This is a genomic window from Chryseobacterium tagetis (genome assembly GCF_016735585.2).
GTDB lineage: Bacteria > Bacteroidota > Bacteroidia > Flavobacteriales > Weeksellaceae > Chryseobacterium > Chryseobacterium tagetis.
Window position 1 is genome coordinate 43,439 of sequence record NZ_JAERSE020000001.1, and the last position, 22,873, is coordinate 66,311.

At 33.5% G+C, this 22,873-nt stretch carries 20 protein-coding genes; 8 read left to right on the forward strand and 12 right to left on the reverse strand.

Annotation, left to right across the window (positions count from 1 at the left end):
- Nucleotides 1-3 precede the first annotated feature (3 nt).
- Nucleotides 4-1,014, reverse strand: a complete 1,011-nt coding sequence (locus JI747_RS00220) for a beta-propeller fold lactonase family protein (protein ID WP_225685439.1) — start codon at nt 1,012-1,014, stop codon at nt 4-6.
- A 161-nt stretch (nt 1,015-1,175) separates the two neighbouring features.
- Here JI747_RS00220 and JI747_RS00225 point away from each other — a divergent pair, with 161 nt between their 5' ends.
- A complete protein-coding gene (locus JI747_RS00225; RefSeq protein WP_225685440.1) occupies nt 1,176-2,075 on the forward strand; it encodes a DUF808 domain-containing protein in 900 nt (299 codons plus the stop codon).
- A gap of 81 nt (nt 2,076-2,156) precedes the next feature.
- On the opposite strand, the gene JI747_RS00230 is transcribed toward JI747_RS00225, so the two are convergent.
- The 7 genes from JI747_RS00230 to proS all read right to left on the reverse strand — a co-directional run bounded on the left by JI747_RS00230 (nt 2,157) and on the right by proS (nt 10,621).
- A complete protein-coding gene (locus tag JI747_RS00230) occupies nt 2,157-3,173 on the reverse strand; it encodes a glycoside hydrolase family 43 protein (protein WP_225685441.1) in 1,017 nt (338 codons plus the stop codon).
- A 144-nt stretch (nt 3,174-3,317) separates the two neighbouring features.
- Nucleotides 3,318-4,292: an HNH endonuclease gene (locus JI747_RS00235; RefSeq protein ID WP_225685442.1), complete on the reverse strand. Its 975-nt coding sequence runs from the start codon at nt 4,290-4,292 to the stop codon at nt 3,318-3,320.
- A 90-nt stretch (nt 4,293-4,382) separates the two neighbouring features.
- A complete protein-coding gene (gene dnaJ / locus JI747_RS00240; RefSeq protein ID WP_225685443.1) occupies nt 4,383-5,504 on the reverse strand; it encodes a molecular chaperone DnaJ in 1,122 nt (373 codons plus the stop codon).
- A 101-nt stretch (nt 5,505-5,605) separates the two neighbouring features.
- On the reverse strand, nt 5,606-6,142 hold the full coding sequence (locus tag JI747_RS00245) for a nucleotide exchange factor GrpE (RefSeq protein ID WP_225685444.1): 537 nt from the start codon (nt 6,140-6,142) through the stop codon (nt 5,606-5,608).
- A gap of 128 nt (nt 6,143-6,270) precedes the next feature.
- On the reverse strand, nt 6,271-7,605 hold the full coding sequence (locus JI747_RS00250; RefSeq protein WP_225685445.1) for an Nramp family divalent metal transporter: 1,335 nt from the start codon (nt 7,603-7,605) through the stop codon (nt 6,271-6,273).
- A 115-nt stretch (nt 7,606-7,720) separates the two neighbouring features.
- A complete protein-coding gene (locus JI747_RS00255) occupies nt 7,721-9,019 on the reverse strand; it encodes an OmpA family protein (RefSeq protein WP_225685446.1) in 1,299 nt (432 codons plus the stop codon).
- A gap of 126 nt (nt 9,020-9,145) precedes the next feature.
- Nucleotides 9,146-10,621 (reverse strand): proline--tRNA ligase, encoded by a 1,476-nt coding sequence (gene proS / locus JI747_RS00260; RefSeq protein ID WP_225685447.1) that lies wholly within the window; start codon nt 10,619-10,621, stop codon nt 9,146-9,148.
- Between the two features lie 178 nt (nt 10,622-10,799).
- Here proS and JI747_RS00265 point away from each other — a divergent pair, with 178 nt between their 5' ends.
- Both JI747_RS00265 and JI747_RS00270 read left to right on the forward strand, forming a co-directional pair.
- Complete coding sequence (locus JI747_RS00265; RefSeq protein WP_225685449.1) at nt 10,800-11,807, forward strand: prolyl-tRNA synthetase; 1,008 nt, start codon at nt 10,800-10,802, stop codon at nt 11,805-11,807.
- A 28-nt stretch (nt 11,808-11,835) separates the two neighbouring features.
- On the forward strand, nt 11,836-13,278 hold the full coding sequence (locus JI747_RS00270; RefSeq protein ID WP_225685451.1) for an OmpP1/FadL family transporter: 1,443 nt from the start codon (nt 11,836-11,838) through the stop codon (nt 13,276-13,278).
- Between the two features lie 150 nt (nt 13,279-13,428).
- Here JI747_RS00270 and JI747_RS00275 read toward each other — a convergent pair whose 3' ends face one another.
- Together JI747_RS00275 and JI747_RS00280 are read right to left on the reverse strand one after the other, a co-directional pair.
- Nucleotides 13,429-14,154, reverse strand: coding sequence for a ZIP family metal transporter (locus JI747_RS00275; RefSeq protein ID WP_225686769.1), 726 nt, complete (start codon nt 14,152-14,154; stop codon nt 13,429-13,431).
- A 2-nt stretch (nt 14,155-14,156) separates the two neighbouring features.
- Complete coding sequence (locus JI747_RS00280; RefSeq protein WP_225685454.1) at nt 14,157-14,882, reverse strand: class I SAM-dependent DNA methyltransferase; 726 nt, start codon at nt 14,880-14,882, stop codon at nt 14,157-14,159.
- Nucleotides 14,883-15,017: 135 nt separating this feature from the next.
- On the opposite strand from JI747_RS00280, the gene JI747_RS00285 reads away from it, so the two are divergent.
- Nucleotides 15,018-16,178, forward strand: a complete 1,161-nt coding sequence (locus JI747_RS00285) for a THUMP domain-containing class I SAM-dependent RNA methyltransferase (RefSeq protein ID WP_225685456.1) — start codon at nt 15,018-15,020, stop codon at nt 16,176-16,178.
- Between the two features lie 38 nt (nt 16,179-16,216).
- Here JI747_RS00285 and JI747_RS00290 read toward each other — a convergent pair whose 3' ends face one another.
- Nucleotides 16,217-16,597: a helix-turn-helix transcriptional regulator gene (locus tag JI747_RS00290; protein ID WP_225685458.1), complete on the reverse strand. Its 381-nt coding sequence runs from the start codon at nt 16,595-16,597 to the stop codon at nt 16,217-16,219.
- Between the two features lie 163 nt (nt 16,598-16,760).
- Between JI747_RS00290 and JI747_RS00295 the strand changes: the two genes are divergently transcribed.
- From JI747_RS00295 to JI747_RS00310, 4 genes are all read left to right on the forward strand, one after another.
- Nucleotides 16,761-17,024: a hypothetical protein gene (locus tag JI747_RS00295; protein ID WP_225685460.1), complete on the forward strand. Its 264-nt coding sequence runs from the start codon at nt 16,761-16,763 to the stop codon at nt 17,022-17,024.
- Between the two features lie 81 nt (nt 17,025-17,105).
- On the forward strand, nt 17,106-17,771 hold the full coding sequence (locus tag JI747_RS00300) for a GLPGLI family protein (RefSeq protein ID WP_225685462.1): 666 nt from the start codon (nt 17,106-17,108) through the stop codon (nt 17,769-17,771).
- A gap of 46 nt (nt 17,772-17,817) precedes the next feature.
- Complete coding sequence (locus JI747_RS00305; protein WP_225685464.1) at nt 17,818-20,385, forward strand: carboxypeptidase-like regulatory domain-containing protein; 2,568 nt, start codon at nt 17,818-17,820, stop codon at nt 20,383-20,385.
- 60 nt (nt 20,386-20,445) lie between these two features.
- Nucleotides 20,446-21,450, forward strand: coding sequence for a glycosyltransferase (locus JI747_RS00310; protein WP_225685466.1), 1,005 nt, complete (start codon nt 20,446-20,448; stop codon nt 21,448-21,450).
- A gap of 143 nt (nt 21,451-21,593) precedes the next feature.
- On the opposite strand, the gene JI747_RS00315 is transcribed toward JI747_RS00310, so the two are convergent.
- Nucleotides 21,594-22,820, reverse strand: coding sequence for an aminotransferase class I/II-fold pyridoxal phosphate-dependent enzyme (locus tag JI747_RS00315; protein WP_225685467.1), 1,227 nt, complete (start codon nt 22,818-22,820; stop codon nt 21,594-21,596).
- Between the last annotated feature and the right edge of the window lie 53 nt (nt 22,821-22,873).

Genomic DNA, 22,873 nt, shown 5'->3' on the forward strand with positions numbered 1-22,873 from the left:
AAATTATTTTACCACAGCCATGGTAATCCCATCCGGTCTTCCGCCAATATCAAGCTTTTTCACCACTTCCATTGTATTTAGATCAATTACCGAAACAGAGTTATTAGGAGTACAGGACATAAAAAGTCTGTTCTTTTCTTTATCCATAAACATGGCAGCACCTTGTCCCGCATGTATTTTTTTTATTTCCCTTCTGGTTGTAGCATCATAAAAAAGCAGTTCACCAGTTTTTACACTTACAATACAAACATATTTTCCATCAGAAGTAAATTTCAGACGATGAAGCCCCAATATTTTTGAATCTATATCGTTTTTAACCGCTCTTTTCTCCAGATCAACAATAATGATATGTCCATCCGGTCTTGCTGTCCACAGTTCCTTTCCATCCTGAGAAACATCTAAACCTTCTGCACCTTTTCCTACATTGATTAAAGTCTGAATCCAGTCCCATCTTGGTTTTGCATTCGGAGGCAGAACTCCGGTTGGAGGAACAGTTGGTTGCAATAATACATGATCGAAAACACTTAGCGTTCCGGAATCTACATTGGTCGTATAGAAATGCTCCGAATCTGGAGTGACATACAAAAGGTGAGTGATGTTTTGCCCTGTTCCCATCAACCATTCGAGCTTATCGTCTTTTACATCATATCTTCCTACAGCTTTTGATCCTTGAGCAGTGAACCATAATTTACCATTTAAATAAACCATTCCGTGAGAACCGTACAAAGGCCTTGTATCAATATTTTTAAGAGGCTTCAAGTTTTTTAGGTCGATGACATTGATTTCATGGGCCGTTCCGTTTACCGTATTGGCAACATAAGCAACGGAGCCGTCTTCAGAAGTTACCACTTCATGTGGATCTTCACCAACAGGGATTTTTGTGATAATTTCCAGTGAATGGTAATCTAAAACCACCATTTTATGGTCTTTTTTTGATAATCCTAAAATGTATTTTGTCTGTGAAAATGTAAAATTTGAAACAAGCAGGAAAAGAAATAAAGGAAAAACTCTCATGAATAATGTTTAATAATCTCCCTGTTGGATAGAATAACTTCTTTTTTGTTAAATACATGAGTTATTTTAAATTCTCTTAAAACCTTTAATAATCATGCAATAAGTCGAATTAAATAATTATTTTTGTTCCTTAACAATTATTAAAAAAATATTAAAATTTTATGGCATCTGGTTTTTTTGCGATTTTGGATGATATCGCAGCTTTGATGGATGATGTGGCAGTTACAAGTAAAGTAGCAACTCAGAAAACAGCGGGGATCTTAGGAGATGACCTGGCTGTAAATGCTGAAAAAGCTACAGGGTTTCTTTCTTCAAGAGAAATTCCGGTGTTGTGGGCGATCACAAAAGGGTCATTCATCAACAAATTGATCATTCTGCCTGTTGTATTTTTATTGAACTGGTTGTATGCTCCGTCAATCAATTACATATTGATTTTGGGAGGACTGTATCTGTCTTTTGAAGGAGTTGAAAAAATTATAGAATTTCTTTTTCACCGTGATAAGAAAGGTCATGAAGTGGTGGAAGAGGTTGTGGAAGAGGATAAAAGTGACGAAGAAATAGAAAAAACGAAAGTAAAATCTGCCATTACTACAGACTTTATCTTATCGATTGAGATTGTGATTATTGCTTTAGGAACCGTATTGGAAGAAAGCCACCCTTTTATTACACAGATTTTGGTAACAAGTTTTGTGTCATTTATTGCAACGGTGGGAGTTTACGGAATTGTAGCTCTGATTGTAAGAATGGACGATGCAGGATTTAAGTTGATCAAAAAAAGTAACGATAAAGGTTTTTTCGGAAAGCTGGGACATCTATTGGTGAAAGCTTTGCCAATTGTCATTAAAGCATTGGGAGTGATCGGTACTATTGCTTTAATTATGGTAGCCGGAGGAATTTTTGCCCATAGAGTAGAATTTTTTCACCATTTTTTAGAATCCTGGTCTTCCAGTAAAATTCTTACCATTTTAAAAGAAGTTATCCTTGGACTTGCAGGAGGACTGCTTGCAGTTGCTCTTTTCACCATAGGAAAAGGAGCAGTTGCTTTAGCTAAAAAGAAATAGAAATTTGATAAATAAATAATGAAAGGGCGGGCTTCAAGAAATTGAAGCCCGCTCTGTTTTGTATAGAAGCTTAGAATATGATTAATCCTGTCCATTCATTGGCTGAATATGTCCTTTCTGATCATACTGAAATTCTCTTACTTTAATGCTTCTCAAATGATTCTTTCCACCGGAAGGTTTGCTGTCATGATAAAATAAATACCATTTTTTATTGATTTCCACAATGCTGTGATGGGTTGTCCATCCTACAACAGGACTAAGAATTTCTCCCTGAAACGTAAAGGGTCCGTATGGAGAATGGCCAATTGCATAAACAAGCTTATGCGTATCACCGGTAGAGTAGGAAAGATAATACTGATTATTGTAGGTATGGATCCAGACTCCTTCAAAAAATCGACGCTCATGATCTCCTGCTTTCAATGGCTTACCATTTTCATCCAAGATCTGAATATCTTTTGGCTCTTCTGCAAACTCAAGCATATCTTTATTTAACAAAGCTATTTTAGGCGAAAGTGTATTTTCCTGATCGTTGGGTTCTTTTGCTTCTGATAAAGACTTGTTGTTTCTGTATTTCTCCAATTGTCCACCTTTTAAACCACCAAAATAAATATAATACTTGTCGTTATCTTTTAAAACCGCCGGATCTATGCTGTAACTTCCTTTTATCGGATTTTTTTCAGCTTTAAAGGGACCTTCAGGAGTGTTGGAAGTTGCTACTCCGATTTTGAAATTCCCTTCTTTGTCTTTTGCTGGGAAGTAAAAGTAATATTTGCCATTATTCTCGGCAATATCCGGAGCCCAAAGTTGTTTATCAGCCCATGGAATATCTTTTAGTCTTAAAACAGCTCCAAGGTCTTTTGCTTTTTCCTGCTGAATATTGTCCATCGAAAGAACATGATAATCCTTCATATTATAATGTCCGCCGTTCGTAGGATCTTTTACTTCGGTATCAATATCATGAGAAGGGTAGATGTAAATTTTGTTATTAAAAACATGAATCGACGGATCTGCGAAGTACAAATCTTCGAATAAATATCGAGGATTTTGCTGGGCAAATACTGCTTGAGTAAATAATAATAGCAAAAAAGCCTTTTTCATAGTCATTTTTTAGTCATATAAATACTAAAATAGATAAAATGAAAATGAAATATTAAAGTTTTTATAAATAATAGCAAGGATAATTCTCCAGATTGCACTGCGGAAAATGTTAATATTTATGATAAGCTGAAAGCACTGAGTATATCATTGTAATTTATTAAATTGCTTAGTATAATGATATAATATAAATTCATTACCAATATCTGTTCTTTCGTATGCTAATTCTTTTTGATGAAACTCATTCTCGTGATTAATGTGTTCTATAAGGTTTGTTTCAGGATTAATTGCAATGCTGCCATAATCAAATTCAGCATGATGATTTGGACAAAGTATAATGATATTTTCCTTTACATCAGGTCCAGTATGTGCTCCTCCTAAAGGCTGTAAATGATGCCCTTCAGAATAATTAAATCCATTGGGAAGTTGCAAGGTTTTTCCACAAATTTGGCATTTCCAATTATTTTCAGATTTAGTGGTTCTTGATAACACTGTGTCTCTTACTATTCTTGAAACTATAGTTTTAATACGTGATGGAGGGGTGTTGTCAGGTTGTAATGGTTCATGTTTAGTTGGAATTATACTCGTGAAGTTTTCAACTATTTCAGGAGAAAAATTAATATCGTTAGAAACTCGATTAAATATTTCATATAATTTAGGAGAGCATTTTGTTAAATATTTTTGAGTTACAGTTAATTTATTTTTAGAAATAGTATAGAATCGACCTTCTAAATTTGAAATATTTATTAATTGATTTTCATATTGATTAAAAATTGAAGCTATAGAATATGGTTTTTCTATTTTGCTAAAATTAATCAAGCTGATTCTTTGGTATATTCCTCTATTTGCCCAGCTACTTGGTATTGGTGGTTCTTCCTCAGTTTCTTCTAAGCCTGAAATAGTTTGTGAAAACCCATAAAAATGATATTGGTTATTTAACTTGACTAAATGTAATATAATGTCATTTACTTTTACATTTTCCATAAGCTTCCAACTTTTTCCTCCTCCTTTGTCAAATTTTGGACTCCATAAACATTCTCCTAGTTCCCAACCTTCTCCGCCATGTATAAGGTTTGTAATTTCAATGTAAACTTTCTGATTTTCTTTAATTTGAGGTAGCATTCTTTTTGTGGTTTATAGTTTTGTTTTAAAAATAGTTATAAAGGCCTATAATAAAAAAGAGACTTAATAATTAAGCCTCTTTTAGTATCATTAGTTGAATAAATCTTTCACTTTATCAAAGAACGTTTTTTCCTTTCCGGAAGGTTCTGCAACCATTTCTCCGCTGTTCATTTGATTTTCGAAGAACTCTTTTTGCTCTTTCGTTAATTTTTGTGGAGTCCAGACATTAATGTGAATGAACATATCACCTTTACCATAGCTGTCGATGCTTGGAAGACCTTTTCCAGCCAATCTTAATATTTTTCCGGATTGAGTTCCTGCATCTACTGTAATTTTCACTTTTCCGCCAACGGTCGGAACTTCTTTTTTTGTTCCCAAAGCTGCTTCTGCAAAAGAAACATATAATTCCTGATGAAGATTGTCACCTTCTCTCTTGATTACTTTATCGACTTCTTCCTCAACAATCACCAATAAATCTCCCGGAACACCACCGAAAGGAGCATCGTTACCTTTACCTCTTACATTCAGCTGGATTCCGTCTCTTGCTCCTGCAGGAATATTGATTGTGATTTCCTCTTCGTCTTTTACCAAACCTTGTGCATTGGCTCCTGCCGGAATTTTATCGGCAACTTTTCCGATTCCCTGACAGGTTCCACAAGTGGTCTGAGTCTGCATTTGACCGAACATGGTGTTCATCACTTTCATCTGAACTCCGGAACCACCACAAGTAGGACAAGTTTTTGAAGTAGCACCTTCTGCCATCTTCATCTTTTTTACTTTAATGGTTTTCTGTGTTCCGTTTACCATTTCTTCAAGGTTCAGCTTGATTCTGATTCTTAAATTAGAACCTTTCACTTGCTGACGACCGCCGCCGCCGCCAAAACCACCGAAACCGCCACCACCGAAAATATCTCCAAACTGGCTGAAAATATCTTCCATATTCATGCCGCCGCCGAAACCGCCACCTCCTCCGAAGCCTCCGTTTCCGCCAACTCCTGCATGACCGTACTGGTCATATCTTGCACGTTTTTGTTCGTCGCTTAATATTTCGTAAGCTTCTGCAGCTTCTTTGAATTTTTCTTCAGCTTCTTTATCACCCGGATTTTTATCTGGGTGAAATTTGATAGCCATTTTACGGTATGCTTTCTTTATTTCGTCGGCTGATGCAGATTTGCTGATTTCAAGAATCTCGTAATAATCTCTTTTTGACATCTCGTTCTATAATTGATTATTGATAAATGATAAAAGAATATTTAAATTTAATAAGTGAAGCTGATCATCAATTACCACTCATCATTTATCATTTATTAATATTAATTTCCTGTTACTACTTTTGCAAAACGAATCACTTTATCACCTAAAGTATATCCGGTTTCGATTACATCTACGATTTTTCCTTTCAAATCTTCTGAAGGAGCAGGGATCTGAGTAATTGCTTCATGGAAATCTACATTAAAGCTGTCTCCCGCTCTTACTTCCATTGCTTTCAATCCTTTTTCAGTCAGTTTATTTTTGAATTTGTTATAAATCAATTCAACACCTTGTAGATCAGCAGAATTTCCGTTTTTAGCAATTTCTTTAATTGCTCTTTCAAAATCATCTAAAACCCCAAGCATAGAGACCATCATATCCTGATTGGCATATTGGAAAAATTCCATCTTCTCTTTGCTGGTTCTTTTTTTATAGTTTTCAAATTCAGCGTACAATCTGATGTAACGGTCTTTTTCTTCTGCCAAAAGTTCCTCAGCAGTAGGTTGAGCTGTCACATTGTCTTCAGATGTTGTCTCGTTCTGAATCTTCGTATCTTCTTGATTATTGATGCTTTCTTCGTTAATATCCTGATTTTCCATAATTCAATCTTTATTTTCCTATGTACTCGCAAAGATTTTGCCAAAGGAAAAAGCGTGACATTTAGGCAGAAAATAGGGATTAATTCAAATTATGAATCAATCCCTATTAGCTTTAGTTATTTTTAAAATTATTCTCCGAAAAGTGTCTGATATAAAAGATAAAGATTTAAAATAATAATCACAAAAGAAATGATCCAGACACAGGTTTTCATGAAAGGTTTATTCACAAATTCTCCCATCTTGGCTTTATCACTAGTAAACATAACCAACGGAACTACGGCAAAACTCAATTGCATGGATAAAATAACCTGGCTTAACACCAGTAATTCTGTAGTTCCTTTTTCCCCATACAGTATAGTAACAATCAGAGCGGGAATTACAGCAATTAATCTTGTAATTAAGCGTCGCAACCAGGGTTTTAGTCTGATATTTAAAAAACCTTCCATTACGATTTGCCCGGCAAGAGTTCCTGTCAGTGTAGAGTTTTGTCCTGAAGCCAATAATGCGATTGCAAAGGCAATACTGGCCATTGAAGCTCCCAGAATTGGAGTCAGCATTTTATAGGCATCATGAATGTCTGCAACGTGTTTGTTTCCTGTAATGTGAAATGTTGCTGCTGCCAGAATTAAAATGGCTCCATTGATGAAAAAAGCAAGCATTAAAGAAACTGTACTGTCTAATGTTGCAAATTTTATAGCTTCTTTTTTTCCCTCTCTTGTACGATCATAATCTCTTGTCTGAACAATACTGCTATGCAGATATAAATTGTGAGGCATTACGGTTGCTCCTAAAATTCCAATGGCAATATATAGCATTGCCGGGTTTTGAATGATTTCTGCTTTAGGAACTAAGCCTCCCAATACTTCGTTGATGGCAGGTTGAGAGATCACTAATTCATACACAAAACAAGCCAGAATAATAAAAATCAGTCCACCAACAATACTTTCAATCCAGCGGAAACCTTTTGACTGGAGTAAAAGAATAAGCAGAACATCGATCGTTGTAATCACAATTCCCCATGTTAAAGGAATTCCGAACAATAAGTTTAAAGCAATGGCAGAACCTATCACTTCAGCGAGATCACATGCTGCGATGGCAATTTCACAGAAAACCCAGAGAATAAAATTAGTTGTCGGACTGAAATGGTCACGACAAGCCTGTGCTAAATCTCTTTCTGCGACTACCCCCAACTTTACAGATAAGTGCTGTAAAACCATGGCGAAAATATTTGAGATCAGGATAACAGAGAGTAAGGTATATCCAAACTGTGCTCCTCCTGCAATATCTGTTGCCCAGTTTCCCGGATCCATATATCCTACGGCGATCATTAAACCTGGTCCTGCAAAAGCAAGATATTTTTTCCAAAAATTGGCATTTTTAGGGACTTTTACAGAGGAATATACTTCTGATAAAGAATGGGAGGTTTTATCTTTTCGCCAGGCGCTTTTTAAATTGAAACTCATAAATGTTAGAAATGACTAACAAATGTAATTAAATATATCAAAATGACAAATTTACGGACATGAAAAAATCCCAAAAATTACTTTTGGGATTTTATTTTTATAAGTTCTAAAGATTTTATTTTGCGAATCTTACTGCCATTTTTCTGTCTACGGCTCTGGCTTCGTTAGAGGCACTTGCATCTACCTTTGCAAATTTACTTCCGTATCCGTCGGCGGCAATAACTTGCGCTCCGACTCCCTGTTTGCCTAGCCAAGATTTAATAAAATTAGCTCTGTCAGCAGATAATTTCAAATTTTTAGCTTCATCACCGGTTTTGTCTGTGTAACCACCGATTTTGATTTTTGCTTCAGGGAAAGCCTTTAAAATAGCCACTAGGTTCTGAAGTTGTCCTTCTGAGCCTGCTTCCAGTTCACTTGCACTATTTATTTTGAAGTTTACATGGTCAAAATCATACCATTTGTCTTTTAAAGCATCATCATTGGCTGCATTTTTATAACCATCAGTTTTCAGGAAAGTGATCATTTGGTCTTCCATACCTCCTTTGTAACCTTTCAGAGCTGTTCCATTCAAATCGATGTTTTCATCTACTTTTGTCACTGTTGTTGTTACTGTAGTATCTGAAGGGGTAGCAGTAGCTGTACTATCAGTAATTATGGTTGTGGAGTCTGTAGTCGATATTGTCGTTGTTGTGCTTTTTTTGTCACACTGTTTCCAGATGAAGTATGCTGCAGCAATTAGTAATAACAGGGGAAGAAGCCATTTCCAGACAGATCCTCCTCCTTCGTTATTTTTTTGAGAATAAGTTTCTGTAGGTGTTGTACTTCTTGTAAAATCTGTTTTAGGCTCTTCTGCAACAGGTGTTTTTATAGCGTCATTATCATTGTCAAATTTGTAGCCTTTTGCCCAGTCTCCTATGTTTAGTGAGGCTAAAGATAAACCTGCAGGTAACAATGAAGAAACAATCCCTTTCTGGTCGTTTAATAGACTGGAAATTCCGGATTGACCTAAATTATTATCTGCTGCATATTTTCCAATAGAACCTGCTGTAGCCCCTGTTACTAAGTTGAGTAATGAGCTTGAGGAATTATTGCTGATTCCTGCAAAAGTAGCGATCGAATTGACTAATCCGCTTAATTTATCACCAAAAATGGTGGACAAAAGATTTGAAATAACAGAGTTATTAGAAGAGTTTCCTAATAAATTTCCCAAAATTCCGCTTGATGAGGCATTGGTAATTGCATCTAGAACCCCGGGATTATCCGAATTGTTTGCTAATCCACCCACTACAGCGGGCAGTAAGCCTCCAATTGCTTTTGAAATACCTGATTCACTTTCTCCAAACTGCGCGGCAGCTTGCGACACTAAGGCAGGACCTAACTGTCCTTTAATTAAATCAATGACATTTAAAGACATAATAAATTATTTTGAGATTAATGTCTTATAAATTTATAAAAAAATATCTTTAAATAGTAAAATCAAAAAAAAATCTTTAAAAATCGTGTAGATTTTTAAAGATTTGTTAATTTTATTAAGAAAATTTTAATATGCTTTTGCAAATAAAACTCGTCTCTTAGAAGGTTTTCCTGATATTAAAGAAATTCCTTCTTCAATATCATCATCCAAAGGAATACATCTGATAGTTGCTTTCGTTTCGTCCTTGATTTGTTCTTCTTCTTCAGCAGTTCCATCCCAATGTGCATAGATGAATCCTCCTTTTTCCTCAAGAACCTTCTTGAACTCTTCGTAAGTATCTACTTTAGTGATGTTATTTTTTCTGTATTCAAATGCTTTATCATAAATATCCTTTTGGATTGTTTTCAATAATTCTTCGATGTAAGAATCTAAACCGTCGATAGAACGAACTTCTTTCGTTAGATTATCTCTTCTTGCAATTTCCACAGATCTGTTTTCCAAATCTCTTGGTCCCATTGCGATTCTTACAGGAACACCTTTCAATTCGTATTCTGCAAATTTCCATCCCGGTTTGTTTTGAGTATCATTATCAAATTTCACAGAAATTCCTTTTGCTTTCAATTTAGCCTGAATATCCAAAGCTACTTCACTGATTTGCTCTAACTGTTCTTCTCCTTTAAAGATCGGAACAATCACCACCTGAATCGGAGCCAAAGTTGGAGGCAATACCAAACCGAAATCATCAGAGTGTGTCATGATCAAAGCTCCCATCAAACGAGTAGAAGTTCCCCAAGAGGTTGCCCAAGCGTGTTCAATTTTACCTTCTTTGTTGGTGAATTTTACATCAAATGCTTTTGCGAAATTCTGACCTAAGAAGTGAGAAGTTCCAGCCTGTAAAGCTTTTCCGTCTTGCATTAAAGCTTCGATACAATAGGTTTCATCAGCTCCGGCAAATCTTTCTGAAGGTGTTTTTAACCCTTGAATTACAGGCATTGCCATAAAGTTTTCTGCAAAATCTGCATATACTTTATTCATTTTTTCTGCTTCTTCCACCGCTTCATCTTTTGTAGCATGAGCAGTGTGACCTTCCTGCCATAAGAATTCTGCCGTTCTTAAGAAAAGACGCGTTCTCATTTCCCAACGAACAACGTTTGCCCATTGGTTAATTAATATAGGTAAATCTCTGTAAGACTGAATCCAGTTTTTGTAAGTATTCCAGATGATGGCTTCAGAAGTTGGTCGAACGATCAGTTCTTCTTCCAATTTTGCATCCGGATCTACAATCAGTTTTGAAGGATTGTCCGGATCGGTTTTTAATCTGTAGTGGGTAACCACTGCACATTCTTTGGCAAAACCTTCAGCGTTTTTTTCTTCAGCCTCAAATAAGCTCTTGGGCACAAAAAGCGGAAAATAAGCATTAACGTGACCTGTTTCCTTGAATTTCTTATCCATTTCATCACGCATTTTTTCCCAGATTGCATAGCCATATGGTTTTATTACCATGCAACCTCTTACTCCTGAGTTTTCAGCTAAGTCAGCTTTCACCACCAACTCATTATACCATTTGCTGTAATCTTCGCTTCTTGAGGTTAATTTTGCCATTATTTTTTTTGATTTTTTTAACTTTTTCTTATTATTGTTATCTAAAAATAAAAATCTATTTTTGATAGATATTTGTACATGGGTTTTTGGTACATTTTTAGTACAGATTGCAAATATAATTTAAATTAAAAATCTTTACGTTATCATGAAAAGAAATATACATAAAAATTTGCTTGGTATGTTAAAATCAAAAGGAGTTTTAGCAATAGCAGGCGGATTATTACTCGTGTCTTGTGGCGCCCAAATGGGGGGCTATAGCGAGACAGATGGGGTTTACTATGATCCTAATAAAGATACACTACCAGAAGGAGTGATTGTTAATGATGGCGGGAACAGAGTAGGAGAGTACTACGATTACAATGACAATTCTAATATCATCCAAAATTCAGAAGCGAATACTAGGGAAGGAAGATATGATTCTTGGAATGATTATAACTGGAATACCAATAATAACGCAACGGATTCCGATTGGGGAAATTTTGCAGGTTCTCAAACTAACTACTACGACAATTCTTGGGGATGGGGATCTCCTTGGGGTTGGGGTGGTTGGTATAGCCCATATTGGGGGATGAACAGCGGATGGGGCTGGAACTTCGGCCTTTCATGGGGTTGGGGAAGCTCTTGGGGCTGGAACGGCTGGAATTCTTGGGGATATCCGTATTATGGAGGTTACTATAATCCTTACTGGGGAGGTTATTACGGAAGTCCATATTGGGGCTGGAATGGTGGATACTGGGGAAATAATTACTATGCAGTACCATACAAAAGAAGAGGAGCAGACGGAAGATTATATAACAGCTATAACGGAGGATTTGGCAATAAAAATGGTGTAAATTCAGGAGGTTTCAGAAACAACATCAATTCGAATAATAATGGTTTCAGAAACAATAATACCGGAGGCTTCAGAGGATATAACAATGGTAATAATACCGGAGGTTTCAGAAACGGAAACAATAACGGATACAGAAATCAGGGAGGATTCCGTAATCAGAATTCACAGCCAAGACCAAACTATAACAACAATAACTACCCTCAACAATCTCAGCCAAGAATGAATGACGGAGGTTTCAGAAATAACAGCGGCGGAGGTTTTAACTCTGGCGGTGGCGGTTTCAGATCTGGCGGATCTTCAGGCGGCGGATTCAGATCCGGCGGTGGAGGCGGTGGCTTCAGAGGAGGTAGGTAATAAAAATTAATAACTATTTAAAAAAATAATGTTAAAAAAATCTTTAATAGTAATGAGTATTTCTGCTGCATTTTTTGCGCAGGCTCAGGATATTTCGATCTTAAGGAACTCTATCGATGTATATTCAAATACTCCGATGAACGGTTCTTCAAAATTTAACGCGATGGCTGGTTCTAACGGAGCTTTAGGTGGGGATGCAAGTTCTTTGCTTACAAACCCTGCAGGTTTAGGGGTGGCTATTTCGGGAGATGTTTCCGCAACGCTTTCTATTACGAATAATAAGAACAAGAGTACATTGGCTGGTTCTTCCATTGATTATAATATTAATAAAGTTGATATCGGAAACGTTGGAGGTATAGCAGCATTTCAGCTTATGTCTGAAAGTGGCTGGAAGTTTGTGAATGTTGGGGTTAATTTCTCTAATCAGTCTATTGAAAACTATGTTCAGACTCCGGGAAATTCAAATATTGTTATTCAGAAAGATTTTATTGATTCTAATAACAATCCTGTTACAGGAAATCTGACGTATTTAGGCCATGCCTACAACAGATATGGAACTAAGTCTAAGATGAATATCGGGGTAGGTGCGAATTATGAAAACTATTTATACTTCGGTGCTGGTCTTAATTTTCATTATGCGGATGTTGAACAATGGGATACCGCAGCATTTGGCTTGGATTTAGATAACTCATCAGCTAATTATGATAAACAATATACGCCGTATACTGAGAAATCAAATGGTTTTTCAGCTTCATTCGGGGTAATTGGGAAAGTAAGTAAAGAATTAAGATTAGGAGCTACCATTGAAACACCTACTTGGTGGAGAATGGATAGAATTTACACAGAGTATGGTCTGGATAACCAAGGATATATGGGATCCGGAGCATACAGCGAAACTGTAAACTTCAGAAGCCCTATGAAAGCAACCGTGAGTGGTGCCTATGTTCCAAGTAAAAATCTTTCTTTCAACGTCGATTATACATTAGGGATTACAAGACCTAAGTATAAAGAAGAAATAGATGCAGATAAAGAGCTTAATAATTTTTTTAAGGATAATTACAAAAACCTTTCAGAAGTAAGAGTAGGAGCTGAATACAGAATTAAATCTTTCAGATTAAGAGGAGGGTATTCTTATGCTTCAAGTCCGTACGATTCAGGTACGGTAAGTGCTTATTCTAATGCAGGTGTTGCTGGTAATGCAAATTACAATAACTGGACGCTGGGAGAGAGAAATACTTTCGGATTAGGTTTAGGATATGACTTTGGTGCTTTTTATATTGATGCATCTTACCAGAATATAAGTTCAAAATATAACAATCCATTCTTATATGGTAAAGTAATTTCAGGAAGTCCTTATTATTCCACAGGATATAGTTCTTCAGACTTTGATGTAGCGAATGAAAGCTATGCAGTATCTGAAGTGAAAAATACTTTTAACAACTTCTTTATTACATTAGGATGGAAATTCTAATTTCCAGATTGTGTGATGAGTGATTAAATTGAGGCTCCGGATTTACTTCGGAGCTTTTTTATTGGTATTAATTTGATGTAAAAGAAAACAGCCTTTAATTATTTAATCTAAATAATTAAAGGCTGTTCTATATAAAGATAGGTTTCTTATTTAATGATGATGACCAACATGGGAATGATCATGGAATAGATGCATAACCAAAGCCAACGAAACTCCTAAAATCACCAATCCGATTTTTACCCAGTCGATATTGTGGTTTTTATTGCTTTCAAAGATAATGACAGAAGAAATATGTAAGAAAATTCCGCCTACAATAGCCAAGAAATACGGCTGTAAATCCGGATTGAAATAATTACCCAATAACATTCCCATTGGAGAAGCCAGCGCAAATAAAGCCACAATCAGAAGTGACGGATAAGAAGTCGCAGATTTACCTTCTTTTCTGTTAAACAAGAATGCTCCCAAAATAAAAGAGATAGGAAGATTGTGAAAAACAATTCCTAAAAGATAAGGGGATAGTTCATGTTCTTCATTGGCTAAAGGAATTCCTTCAATAAAAGCATGAACGAATAAACCCACCATTAAAGCAACAGGAAGAATATTATGGTCGTTATGATGATGAAAATGTCCGTGTTCAAAACCTTTAGTTAAAGCTTCCAGAATCATTTGTAGCAAAACACCGGCAATTACAAAAATTCCTAAGCTGCTACCTGCTTCAGCAGTATATACTTGAGGGAAAACTTCATTTAAGCAGATCGTAATTAAAAATCCGGCACTTAAAATCAATAAATTTTTTGCCAGCTTTTCTTTTTTTCCGAAATGTTTTCCTAAAAATACTCCGGCAATGACACTTAAAATCAGTAAAAGTACTGTAATCATTATTTTTTCTTAAATAAATTGATACAACGGGGTGATTTTTCCGCGTTAAATTCTGACAGCTGATAATCTCCCCAGATTTTTATTCTTTCAAAACCACATTCAGTGGCATAAGAATTTATAGTTTCTAATGTATGGAGTTTTACTTTTTCAAAGAAATGAAACGCTTTACCCTCTGTTTCAAAACGGATATCCTTAATGATATGTCTGCCTTCAATCTTTTTGGTAATATTAAAATCGATTCCTTCTCTGTGCACCACCATTTCGGGAACTAAATTCTCCCTTACAAACTCTTCGCTTAGATAATCTAAGACAAAAAATCCATTGGGCTTTAAAGAATCATATACCGACTGAAAAACACTTCTGTCATCTTTCTCATTGTCAAAATACCCAAAGCTGGTAAACAGATTAAAAACAGCATCTACAGGTTTTGAATCAATAGCATTTCTCATATCATGAACTTTAAAATGTAAAGTCTCATTTTCGAACTGTCTGTTATGCTCAATACTTTGTTTGGAAAGATCCAGACCAAGTACTTCATAGCCTAATTTATTAAGGAAAACTGAGTGTCTCCCTTTTCCGCAAGCAAGATCAATGATAGTGCTGGAAGTTGGGAGCTGAAGCTCTTTTGTAAGTTTTGTGATAAAATTTTCTGCTTCAGTATAGTCTCTGTTACTATAAAGCAAATGATAATAAGGGGTATCAAACCAAGATTCAAACCATTCCATAATACAAAAATAACTAAATTTGTGCGGTAAAAGGAAAAGTATTTTAAGATTGAAAGATTGAAAAATTCAATTGATTGAAAAAATGAATACCTAATCTTTTAGTTTTTAATTCTTTAACACTTTTAATAATTACTTATGGATATAGACAATATACAGATACAGATAAAAACATTTTTTGGTCTTGAACAGATTTTAGCGGAAGAGATCAAAAAACTGGGCGGAAGAAAGGTCGAAGTTAAGAACAGAGCGGTAAACTGTGAAGGAGATTTAGGATTTTTATACAAGATCAATTACTCTGCAAGAACGGCATTGAAGATTTTGGTGCCGATTCATGAATTTAAAGCATTTAACCAGCATCAGTTTTATGACAGACTTTTCAATTTTAACTGGGAAGACTTTATGGATGTTGATCAGTCTTTTGCGATTGATGCAACCGTGAATTCTGAGACTTTTAAACATTCTCAGTTTGTAACACTGAAAATGAAAGATGCGATCGTGGATTATTTTCAGGAAAAATTCAAAAGACGTCCAAATGTAGAGACAAGGCAGCCTGATATTAAATTTCACCTTCATATCGACAGAGAACTGATTACAATCTCTTTAGATTCTTCCGGAGATCCTTTATTCAAAAGAGGATACAGAAGAGAGCCGGGAGAAGCTCCTATTAATGAAGTTTTAGCAAGCGGAATGCTGCAGTTGGCAGGTTGGGACGGAAAAGGAAATTTCCTGGATCCAATGTGCGGTTCCGGAACTTTATTGATCGAAGCAGCGATGATTGCGATGGATCTTCCGGCGCAGATTTTCAGAAAAAGATTTGCTTTCCAAAATTGGCAAAATTACGATGCTGATCTGTTTGCAAAAATCAAAGAATTCAGAATTAATCGTGTAAGAGAATTCACCGGAAAGATTGTTGGTTACGATATTGATGCAAGAATGCTGAATGCCGCAAGAATGAATATTGAAGCTGCTGAAATGGAAGATGTGATTGAAGTAAGAAAACAGAATTTCTTTGATTCTAAAAAAGATCTTTTCCCATTGTTAATGGTTTTCAATCCGCCGTATGATGAGAGAATTTCGATTAATGATGATGATTTTTACAAGAAAATAGGAGATACTTTCAAAACGCATTATCCGAATACATTGGCTTGGCTGATCTCTTCAGATCTGGAAGCAGTAAAGAAAATCGGTCTTCGTCCGTCAAGAAAGATCAAGCTCTTCAACGGAAAACTGGAAACTAGGTTTTTGCAGTATGAAATGTATGAGGGTACGAAGAAGGTGCATAAATTGGAAAACTAAAATATTAAGAATTAAAAAAATAGAACTTCAATGAAGCTCTATTTTTTTTTTAATTCAGTTATTTTTATTTTCAAAATTTCTATTTCTTTTTTCAAAATTGTAATGTAATCTTGCTGATTTTTAAGAATGAATTTTGGAATTTTATAAGAAAAATTATTGTTGTTTTCATTATGGCTATCAGTAATATCTGTAATCTTTTCAAAGTTTTGATTTAATAAATTATCAGAATCAGATTGTCTTATTTCATCAATTTCAACATCAAGGAGCTTTGCAATACGTTCCCATTCATCATCTTTTATTTCTATTTCTCCTTTTTCTTTACGTAAATATTGTGTTTGGCTAATGTTTAGGTATTTGGCAATATCTTGTTGTGAAAACTTTTTTTCCTTCCTAATTTTAATTAATTTTTCTTTTACCATGATAGTGTTTTTATGAGTATAAATATAAAAAAATAAAAATTATGCGAATTTATTCGCATAATTTTTATTTTTTTTTCATTTACAGGCGATATATATTTGTTTTAAAGATTTTCGAAAATATTTTAACCATTAAACAAATTTTAACTTTAAAGAATTTCAATAAATGAAAAAGATTATTTTATTAGCGGCTTTCGGAGTTGCAGGTTTAGTAAGTGCTAAAGACATAGATTTTAAAATAGGAAAAGAAAAAGCCGAAGCAATTGCGGCTAGTAATGTAGTAAATGAAAACAAAGCAGAGGATAGAGAAACTGAAGATCTTGAAGGAACATGTACTAGATGTGTTAGGCAAATAGAAACATCAATGGATCCTTCAACTGGAGAAACCTCTTCAACCACAATTCAATATTGTTATGATGTTCCTTGTTAGTAATTACTACATTTTTATTTAACTTTATTTAGGCAATAATTTTTTATAAAAAATTATTGCCTAAATAATATAAAAAAATATATGAAAGCATTCTATCTTGTCTGTGTTTTATTTTGTAACATTTTTGTTAAAACACAATCTTTGAAGGTTGATTATGATTTAATTAGAAAAACCACTATTTCTAGTGATAAGCAATTTACTAAAGAATTTAGTGCTAAAATTATAGAAAGTGAGAAAAAGCCCGAAAAGTATGTTCTTTATTTTGTAAATGATGATTCTTTTTTTAAAAGTATTCCTACTGAGAAAATTGAGTATGAAAATGCACCAGAAATAGTAGGAGGTTATAAAAAAACAGTTGTTGAGGTGGCTGTAAAAATACCAGTTAAAATTTATAAATTAAAATCAGAAAATAAAACATATGCATATACAAATAAAGAAGGAGAGGAATTTTATAAATTAGTTCCCAAATTAAATTTTAGTTCTGTACAATATAAAGATGACACCTTGAAAATTGATAATTTTACTTGTAAATTGGTAGAGGTCACAAATACTACTGGAAGTATTGTAAAAGTTTGGTACACAGAAGATCTTCCTATAAGTACGGGACCATTTGGGTATACTGATTTTCCAGGTGTTGTTTTAAAAGTTGAAACTCCTACATTTGTAATGTATGCAACTAAAATAAATAATGATGTGACTACTAAAGATATTGAAAAAATGGATAATAAATTAAAAAAAATTGATTAATCTTTTTTGCATATTATTTTAATAATTTAGGAAAAGCTTTATATAAATGCAAAAATTTTTTTTTGTTATATTTTTTATGCTGATATTTTTTTTGGGCAAATCTCAAGAAATAATAATTCAAATAAGGGATACTCAAGGTAAAGAATTAGATAATATTAATGTTCAGCTTTTACGTGAAGGTAAAATAATTGATTTTAAAAAAACTAACAATGGAGGAAAATATAGTTTTAATCCATTAGAAAAAGGTATTTTTACTTTAAAGTTCACTTCAGTTTTTTATAAAACTAAGTTATTTGACATTGATACCAATATAAAAACATATTTTGAAATTGAATTAGAGTCCCAGTTAACGGAAATAAAAGAAGTTGTTATAAAATCTCGTCCTACTTTCGCTAAAATTAAAGAAGATACCATTGTTTATAATGTTAAAGCAATAAGAGACGGAACAGAAAGAACTGTAGAAGATTTAGTTAAAAAATTACCAGGACTTGATATTTCTGATAATGGTAAGGTAACCTTTAAAGGAAATGTAATTGGAGAAGTTTTGGTTGAAGGAAACGAATTTTTTGGGAAGAATCATAAGATTGCTATTCAAAATTTATCATCAGAAATGGTTGATGGTATCGATTTTTGGAAAAATTATTCTACAATTAATGGAAGTACTTCTACTGCAATCAATATTAAATTGAAGGATGACTATAAAGAAAGGATTACTGGAAATATTGAAGGGGGATTCGGAAATAAAAATTCATATTTAGCACATTCTAATCTATATAAATTAGGAAAATCGGGAAATCTGGTTTTTATTGGTGATGTTAATAATATAGCTAAAGATCCTATTACTATAGCAGATTTTTATGAAATGAATAAACAAGAAAATATTGAAGAGTCTGAAAATGATAATAATCTTGAAGTTCCTAATTTTTTAAATAATGACGGTAAAGTAGTTTCGAAAGATAATCAGTTTGGTGCATTACAATATTCTAAATCAAAAAAAACATTTTCCATAACAGCTTTTTCCATTTTTAATAATGCACAATTAGATAAATATTCTACAACAAGAAGAACTGTTTTAGATTCACAAGCTCAAAATTTAAATTTTTTTGAAAAAAAAGGTGAGAATAATAAAGGCTTTTTAGGAACAACACAGATAAAAGCAAGGAAAGTTTTTAATAATGATAGCTTCCTGTTTTATAATTTTGGGTATACTCCGATAAATGATGATTTTAACCAAGATATTAATAGATCTTCTAATGATATAAATTTATATCATATCAATAATAATATAAAAAGTAGAAGCTTAGGTAATTTTATTTCATGGAATATCAATCATGGTAATAACAAGATTATTTTTGCTTTAAGCCAGTTAAATAAAACCTATTCTGGCGGTTTGAATATTGAATCTAATAAAAACTTATTTTTAACGAATAATGATTTTTTAACACAGAACTATGATATCAATTCTAATAAATATGCAGTAGATTTTTATCTGAAAAATAAAAATAAAATAATTAATTTTAATATTAGCTCTGGATTTTCATATAAAAAAGAAAAGTCTTTATTAGAAGAATTTACTTCCTTAGCTAATGAAACCAGAAATCTTACCCTTCACCATTTTAATAGTGATATTACAGTTTATAGAAAGCTAGGCAGATTTGATTTTTCAGGATCCTTAAGTTCAAATTTTATTCATTTAAATGAATATGAAAAACATTATTTTGAGAACAAAGCCAAACTGAAATATCTTCCTGATTCGAAAGTTAATTCGGAATATAGTATTGAATATCAGTCTAAATATAATTTTCCTGATATAAGATTTCTTCAAAATAATAATTTGTATTCTAAAGATTTAATATTTTATCAAAATGCGACTATTTTTCCTAATGTTTTAAGTAAAACAGAAAATTACCAATTTATATGGAATCGATTTAACTTTGATAAAGGGAATATGTGGTTATTTGTATTACTATATCAAAATACCAATCCTGCTTTTACAACGAATGTTACCAATTATGGAGATTTTTCTAAATCTGAAAATCTTATTGGTGCTTATAATCATAGATGGACTTTTTTACTTTCCAATGATCACAAATTCCGTAAAAATTTCAATTTAAAATCAAAATTTGTAAGTGTCTTTAATAATAACGAAAATTTCATTAATAATAACAGAAATGTGACATCTATTCAGAATTTTGAATTATCACAAAAACTATCATCCAATTTTAAAAATAAGGTAATTCAATTTGATATTGGATATACATTTACTAAATCTATTTTTGATCAAAGCTTTTATAATGTTAAATCATATCAGAATTATTATAAGTTTTCTTTGGGAGTCAGAGCAAATATAATGAAAGAATGGATGGGGAATCTGTTAGGAGAATATTTAATACAAAATACTGAAAAAAATTCTCAGAACAATTTCTTATTAGGAGGACAAGTCTCATATAGAAAAGAAAAAACTCAATTAGAATATAGTCTTCAGTTTAACAATATTTTAAATCTCAATTCTTTTAATTACATCAATAGTGTAGTAAATCAATTGGGTACGGACGAATATTCCACGATTGCTTTACATGGTTATTTTTTAGCAGGACTGAAATTAAATTTTTAAATATTTATTTAGAATTTGTGAGTTGATTCTTGAAAAGCTATTTTTGAAAAAAAATAATATTTGGATACCTCACTTACTATTATTATTGCCATATTTAACCGAAAAGATGAACTTTTCGAGCTTCTCAATTCACTGACTTTTCAAACCAATAAAGCTTTTGAAATCATTATTGTAGATGATGGTTCTCTTATTGATCTGAAACCTACTATTGAGAACTTTAATGGGATTTTAGATATTAAATATTTCAGAAAAGATAATTCAGGGCCAGGTTTGTCGAGAAATTACGGAGCGAAAAGAGCTGCCAATGACTGGCTGGTTTTTGTAGACAGTGATGTAATTGTAGAAAAAGACTATATCGAAAACATTAAAAAAGATATTCTAAAAATTCCTTGTGATGCTTTTGGTGGAGCAGATAAGGCACATAAAGGCTTTAATCTGATGCAGAAAGCAATCTCTTACTCTATGACATCGGTTTTTACGACAGGTGGAATCAGAGGGAATAAAAAAGCGGTTTCTAAGTTTCAGCCCAGAAGTTTTAATATGGGAGTGAAGAAAGAAGTCTTTGAAAAAGTAGGAGGATTTTCAGAAATGAGAATCGGAGAAGATCCGGATCTTTCTATGACGCTTTGGGAAAATGGTTTTACAACGGCTTTTTTCGATGATATTGCCGTGTATCATAAAAGACGGGTAGATTTTGGTAAATTCTCAAAGCAAGTCTATCAGTTTGGGTGTGCAAGACCAATTTTGAATCAGAGACATCCAAATTATGTAAAAATCTCATTTGCATTTCCTTCTTTATTCCTGTTGGGATATATATTAGGATTTATTGAATATTTTGTATTGGGAAGAGGTTTTATACTTTCGTTATTTGGATTATATACTTTTATGGTTTTGCTTCACGCACTTATCGTTACTAAAAATGTTGCGATTGCTGCAATGGCTGTAGTTTCTACCTATATCCAAATGTTTTCTTACGGTTACGGTTTTTTGAAGTCGTGGATTTTACTGAATGTGTTAAAAATGAAGCCGGAAGAAGCTTTCCCGAAACATTTTCATAAAAATTAAGTTGTGATTTGTCATTCTGACGAAGGAAGAATCTCAATATAAAAAGATTCTTCATTTCACTTCGTTACATTCAGAATGACAGTGTAATACTATATTAAAAAAAATAAAAGCTGTTGAAATTCAACAGCTTTTATACAATAAAATTAGAATATAGATATGGTTTCATGGTTGAGAACACCTGTTTTTAGCATGCATTCTCTCATTTTCGTATATGTTCTTTCGATATCGTGATCGAGACCGATTGAAAATCTTATTAAGCCATCAGAGATTCCCATTTCAGCACGCTCTTCTTCAGGGATTTCAGAAGAAGTAGAGCTTCCGGAGCATGAGAATAATGTTTTATAAAATCCTAGACTTACCGCTAAATACCCTAGGTTTTCCTGCTGCATCATTTCCATCAGTTCGTTAGCTTTTTCAGTTGTTCCTGCATCTAACGTTAACAAACCTCCGAATCCGTATTCCTCATGCATCATACTTTTCATAAGCTCGTGGTTTTTGTGGGATTTCAAACCGGGATATACGACTCTTAATCCGTCATTTTCGAATTTTTCAGCAAGATACATCGCGTTGTGGCTGTGCTGCTTTATTCTGATATGAAGTGTTCTCAGGTTCTTCAAGATACTTGCAGAACGGAAACTGTCCATAGTAGGTCCCAATAACATACAAGCTCCTGTGTTTACATTTTTAGTATCATTAATAAATTCCTGACTCCCACAGTAAACACCACCTACTGTATCGCTGCTTCCATTGATGAATTTCGTCAAAGAATGGATCACAATATCTGCTCCCAATGAAGTAGGGGAGATCGATAAAGGTGAGAACGTATTGTCAACGATCAGTTTTAGGTTATGTTTTTTACAGATTTCAGAAAGTTTTCTAAGATCCGCAACTTCCAAAAGCGGGTTGCTTACACTTTCGCAGTAAATAACCTTCGTATTGGGTGTAATAGCATTTTCTATAGATTCAAAATTGTTGATGTCTACAAAAGTCGTATTGATATTATAGGGAGGAAGAAAGTTCTTTAAAAAAGCATACGTTCCTCCGTAGATTGTTCTGCTTGAAATAATATGGTCTCCACTTTTGCAGATCTGCATTAAAACGGAAGTAATTGCCCCCATTCCGGATGCTGTTACGTTGGCCGTTTCTGTATTTTCCATTTTAGCCAAAGCTTGTGAAAGATACAGATTCATTGGTGAAGAATGTCTTGAATACAGGTAACAACCGTCTGCATTTCCTTCAAAAGTATCAAACATTGTTTTTGCTGAAAGGAAAGTATAGGTGGAACTATCAGAAATAGAAGGGTTTACTCCTCCAAATTCTCCGAAATATTGTAAATCCTGAATTTCATTAGCTGCATTAAAGTGGTCCATAGTTGTAATGATTTTTAATATGGGTAAAAATGTAAATAACTAATGTTTTTTAC

Excerpts from the sequence above, each read along its gene's own strand:
- JI747_RS00220 (WP_225685439.1), bottom strand. The coding sequence starts at position 1,014 with ATGAGAGTTTTTCCTTTATTTCTTTTCCTGCTTGTTTCAAATTTTACA.
- JI747_RS00225 (WP_225685440.1), top strand. The coding sequence starts at position 1,176 with ATGGCATCTGGTTTTTTTGCGATTTTGGATGATATCGCAGCTTTGATG.
- JI747_RS00230 (WP_225685441.1), bottom strand. The coding sequence starts at position 3,173 with ATGAAAAAGGCTTTTTTGCTATTATTATTTACTCAAGCAGTATTTGCC.
- JI747_RS00235 (WP_225685442.1), bottom strand. The coding sequence starts at position 4,292 with ATGCTACCTCAAATTAAAGAAAATCAGAAAGTTTACATTGAAATTACA.
- dnaJ (WP_225685443.1), bottom strand. The coding sequence starts at position 5,504 with ATGTCAAAAAGAGATTATTACGAGATTCTTGAAATCAGCAAATCTGCA.
- JI747_RS00245 (WP_225685444.1), bottom strand. The coding sequence starts at position 6,142 with ATGGAAAATCAGGATATTAACGAAGAAAGCATCAATAATCAAGAAGAT.
- JI747_RS00250 (WP_225685445.1), bottom strand. The coding sequence starts at position 7,605 with ATGAGTTTCAATTTAAAAAGCGCCTGGCGAAAAGATAAAACCTCCCAT.
- JI747_RS00255 (WP_225685446.1), bottom strand. The coding sequence starts at position 9,019 with ATGTCTTTAAATGTCATTGATTTAATTAAAGGACAGTTAGGTCCTGCC.
- proS (WP_225685447.1), bottom strand. The coding sequence starts at position 10,621 with ATGGCAAAATTAACCTCAAGAAGCGAAGATTACAGCAAATGGTATAAT.
- JI747_RS00265 (WP_225685449.1), top strand. The coding sequence starts at position 10,800 with ATGTTAAAATCAAAAGGAGTTTTAGCAATAGCAGGCGGATTATTACTC.
- JI747_RS00270 (WP_225685451.1), top strand. The coding sequence starts at position 11,836 with ATGTTAAAAAAATCTTTAATAGTAATGAGTATTTCTGCTGCATTTTTT.
- JI747_RS00280 (WP_225685454.1), bottom strand. The coding sequence starts at position 14,882 with ATGGAATGGTTTGAATCTTGGTTTGATACCCCTTATTATCATTTGCTT.
- JI747_RS00285 (WP_225685456.1), top strand. The coding sequence starts at position 15,018 with ATGGATATAGACAATATACAGATACAGATAAAAACATTTTTTGGTCTT.
- JI747_RS00290 (WP_225685458.1), bottom strand. The coding sequence starts at position 16,597 with ATGGTAAAAGAAAAATTAATTAAAATTAGGAAGGAAAAAAAGTTTTCA.
- JI747_RS00295 (WP_225685460.1), top strand. The coding sequence starts at position 16,761 with ATGAAAAAGATTATTTTATTAGCGGCTTTCGGAGTTGCAGGTTTAGTA.
- JI747_RS00300 (WP_225685462.1), top strand. The coding sequence starts at position 17,106 with ATGAAAGCATTCTATCTTGTCTGTGTTTTATTTTGTAACATTTTTGTT.
- JI747_RS00305 (WP_225685464.1), top strand. The coding sequence starts at position 17,818 with ATGCAAAAATTTTTTTTTGTTATATTTTTTATGCTGATATTTTTTTTG.
- JI747_RS00315 (WP_225685467.1), bottom strand. The coding sequence starts at position 22,820 with ATGGACCACTTTAATGCAGCTAATGAAATTCAGGATTTACAATATTTC.